5 protein-coding genes are annotated in these 3,923 nt (G+C 43.5%); 2 read left to right on the forward strand and 3 right to left on the reverse strand.

The features are described from left to right. Together VIP81_RS04695 and VIP81_RS04700 are read left to right on the forward strand one after the other, a co-directional pair. Positions 1-392, forward strand: a 392-nt coding sequence (locus tag VIP81_RS04695; protein WP_331957320.1) for an APC family permease, incomplete at its 5' end; no start/stop codon positions are given. Positions 393-549: 157 nt separating this feature from the next. Next, complete coding sequence (locus VIP81_RS04700; protein ID WP_331957321.1) at positions 550-1,260, forward strand: YebC/PmpR family DNA-binding transcriptional regulator; 711 nt, start codon at positions 550-552, stop codon at positions 1,258-1,260. Between the two features lie 105 nt (positions 1,261-1,365). On the opposite strand, the gene VIP81_RS04705 is transcribed toward VIP81_RS04700, so the two are convergent. From VIP81_RS04705 to VIP81_RS04715, 3 genes are all read right to left on the reverse strand, one after another. Beyond that, the gene (locus VIP81_RS04705; RefSeq protein WP_331957322.1) at positions 1,366-2,088 is read right to left on the reverse strand and encodes a response regulator transcription factor; all 723 of its coding nucleotides are present in this window, start codon (positions 2,086-2,088) and stop codon (positions 1,366-1,368) included. Between the two features lie 248 nt (positions 2,089-2,336). Next, complete coding sequence (locus VIP81_RS04710) at positions 2,337-3,293, reverse strand: D-2-hydroxyacid dehydrogenase (protein WP_331957323.1); 957 nt, start codon at positions 3,291-3,293, stop codon at positions 2,337-2,339. Positions 3,294-3,302: 9 nt separating this feature from the next. Then, positions 3,303-3,923 (reverse strand): alpha-1,2-fucosyltransferase (locus tag VIP81_RS04715; protein WP_331957324.1); only part of this gene is annotated, 621 nt, incomplete at its 5' end.

The following is a 3,923-nucleotide window of genomic DNA, read 5'->3' on the forward strand; positions in this document are numbered from 1 at the left end:
CGTCAGTATTTGCAAAACTGCATCCTAAATACCGTACCCCTTACCGTTCACAGTGGATGTTCTTCGTTTTTGTATCCCTGTTTGCCGCCTTCATTCCAGATAACGTGGTAGGTGAAATGACCAGTATCGGTACTTTGTTTGCCTTTGTTCTTGTATGTGTGGGAATCATAGTAATGCGTAAGAGCAATCCAGACTTACCAAGAGCCTTCAAAACGCCATGGGTACCATTTGTACCTATCGCAGGAGCACTGATCTGTTTAACTATGATCATCAGTCTTGGTTTTGAAAACTGGGCCCGTTTATTTGTATGGCTGGGTATTGGCTTTATCATTTACTTCCGCTATAGTGTGAAGCACAGTAAAGCCCGTAAAGCATTGGATGAGAATAAATAATTTGTTAAGATATAGTCCTTAAGTGGAAGCGGAGAACAAGGCGCCATCGTTTTGTTCTCCGCTTTTCGTTAAATCCCGAAATCCCGCTACGCCTAAATCTGAAAATCCTTATTTTTGCGTTCTGTTTTTACAAGTAACTATAATTATATACCATCAAATGGGAAGAATATTTGAAGTAAGAAAATCGACCATGTTTGCCCGCTGGGATAAGATGGCGAAAGCATTTTCAAGAATAGGAAAGGAAATAGCCATAGCTGTGAAGGCTTCCGGCCCTGATCCGGACAACAACCCTGCCCTTCGCCGTTGCATCCTCAATGCAAAGAGTGTGAACATGCCTAAAGACCGCGTAGATGCTGCTATCAAGCGCGCTATGGGTAAAGACAAGACTGATTACGAAGAAGTAGTATACGAAGGCTATGCTCCTCATGGCGTGGCAGTGATTATCGATACTGCTACAGATAATACTACCCGTACCGTGGCTAACCTGCGTATGCACTTCACCAAAGGTGGTGGCAGCCTGGGCAACAGCGGATCTGTAGGATTTTTATTTAACCGGGTAGGTGAGTTTAAAATAAAGAATAAAGGACAGGATCTGGAAGAGCTGGAACTGGAGTTGATAGATTTTGGTTTGGAAGAAGTAGGGGAAGATAGCGAAGGCAATATCATTATCCGTGCTGCATTCAGTGAATTCGGCAATATGGCGAAGGCCCTGGATGATAAAGGCATAGAAGTGATCAGCTCTGAGTTAAAACGTATCCCGGCCACTACCGTGGAGTTGAACGATGAACAGGCAAAAGAAGTACTGGAACTGGTAGATCGTTTGGAGCAGGATGATGATGTGCAGCAGGTATTTTACAATCTGAAATAAAGGAATGGTCGCGGCAACGTGGCCTTATAAGCTATAAGAAAGAACGTCCGCCTGTACAGCGGACGTTTTTCATTGAATACGGTTAACTTTCTAAACCAAAAACAGCTAAACTTTAGCGATAGAGTGTGAACGGTCCAGGTCATCTGCGATAAACATCAATCCTTTGCCGTGGTAGGTTTCTAATTTTACGGCAGGGTCTTGTGCAATATGTTTACGGAGCCGTGTCAGGTAGACATCCATCACACGTGATGCGAAGAAATCCTCTTGTCCCCAGATGCAGGACAGGATATCATCTTTCTTCAATTTTTTATTAGAATTCTCGCACAGAAAGCGAAGCAACTCCGCTTCTTTTGGGGCCATACGAACATGGGAATCGGCAGATTTATGCCTAATATGATATTGAGAATAGTCAAATACAAGGTTACTGATAGTATATACAATGCGACGTTCGCTTTTCAGTAGGCGGGCGCGTTGCATATATACTTTTACCCGGCATATCAACTCCTGCATGTTAAAAGGTTTGATGATATAATCATCTGCTCCGGATTCGAAGCCCTGCAACCTGTCCTGCTCCATATAACGGGAAGTAGTAAAGAGGATAGGCACATTTACATCCATAGAGCGGATATCTTCTGCCAGCGCAAAGCCATCTTTCTTTGGCATTACAACATCCAGTAAACAGAGATCAAAAACATGTTTTTGAAATTTCTCCCAGCCTTCCTGGCCGTTTTCACAAAGGGTAACATTATAACCGGCGCGTTCCAGTTGTCTTTTCACCACCTTGGCAAAAAAGATATCGTCCTCCGCCAAAAGAATGCTTGGTTGCATGTACGTTGGTTTTAAGCGAGTAAATGATAAGATTTTAGTTGTAGATACCTGACTAATGAGTGTATCCGGTACGTTTATTCAAAAATAAATAACATAATCATAATCCTGTTCGTTCATCCCTATTCACTTCTGAATCGGACGTTCATTTTAACCATTGTGAATGGTTTTATACCCCAGGAGTTATCATTTTCGGTTTAGTGCACTCTGTCTATACTAAAAACACATTTATTCGCTTCGCGGGGTATGCGCTAGTTGATAATATTTTGAGGCGCCCCCTCCAGGAAGGCTTTTACATTTTCAACGGTTGTATGCATTAATCTTTTTCTGGCGGCCTGTGTTGCCCAGGCTATATGAGGTGTGATAATGGTATTAGGTGCGGTAATTAAGGGATTATTACCCAATGGAGGCTCTACAGATAATACATCCAGTGCGGCTCCGGCAATCACGCCACCTTCCAGCGCCTCCGCCAGATCCGCTTCCCGGATCAATGGCCCTCGACTCGTATTTATCAGGAAAGCCGTTTTCTTCATGGTGCTTAACAACGCTGTATTGACAAATTCTTTATTCCCCGCATTCAATGGACAATGCAGGGATACAATATCAGCCTGTTTAAAGCAGGTGGCCAGGTCCACAAATGTAACACCGGGCATTTCATCCCTGTCGGGATGTTTATGACTGGCAATCACCTTCATATCAAATGCCAGCGCAATACGCGTCACGGCCTGCCCTATCTGCCCCAATCCTACTATTCCCAGCGTGCTGCCGGATAATTCTGTTAAAGGCGTTTTCCAATAGCTGAAATCCAGGCTCCTGCCCCATTCTCCGGCCCGCACACTCTCCGCATGCAAACCGGTATGATGACACAATTCCAGGATCAACGCAAACGTGAGCTGCGCCACCGAAGCAGTGCTATAGGCCGGTACATTCGATACCGGAATATGCCGTTCCCGGGCAGCGGTAATATCTACCACATTATAACCAGTAGCCGTTACACCTATATATTCCAGTTGCGTGGCGGCCTCAATAGCCGCCGCATTAATAATGGCCTTGTTGGTTAATACAATATGTGCCTCCCTGATCCTTTCTGCTACACCTGATTCGGGTGTACGCGCAAATACCTTCACATTTCCCAATGCCTGCAATCCCACCCAGTCAAGATCTCCGGGATTCAATGTATAACCATCCAGTACCACTATATTTTTCATAACCTTAGTTTAAGCGAACGTAATTTGAAATTTATCTGCTGTAATTATTTCTTTTGGATCATCGATATGATAATATGGCCTATCCCCCATGAAACTGGCCCATAAAGAAAATGTACTGGGTGGTCCCAGGATATAATCACACTGCGACATCAGATAATGATCCGTCTTTACATTATTCCGCGAAACAATCACATTGCTGAATTGATTACGATAAACAGCTTCGTTCAGTTCAGCATCGTTAGTAAAGATGATCAGTTTGTATTCCTTATCTAATATAGCCAACAGCTCTTGAATCTTCCTGATATACACGGCATCGTCATAAAAATATTTGCCATCCAGGAATTCCTTATAATCACCCCTTCTTATGTGTACCGCGATCAGCAACTGCCCTTCGCTTTTTGCCAGGTAGTTTTTCTCCAGCGCCACTTTATCTACATCGGGCGCAAATAAACGCTGGTACACTTTCCGGTATTTTTTAGCCAGTTCCAAATGCCTGAAATTCCAACCCTCCAGGTAAAATTTAGTCCGACCACTATTTAAAATGTAAGCATCATACTCTGCCATCTTTTCAGGATCATCAAAATCAACTGACTTAATCATCTTAAACTGCAAACCTTTCTTCACCCACTT

The organism is Chitinophaga sp. (assembly GCF_036566945.1).
Classification (GTDB): Bacteria; Bacteroidota; Bacteroidia; order Chitinophagales; family Chitinophagaceae; genus Chitinophaga.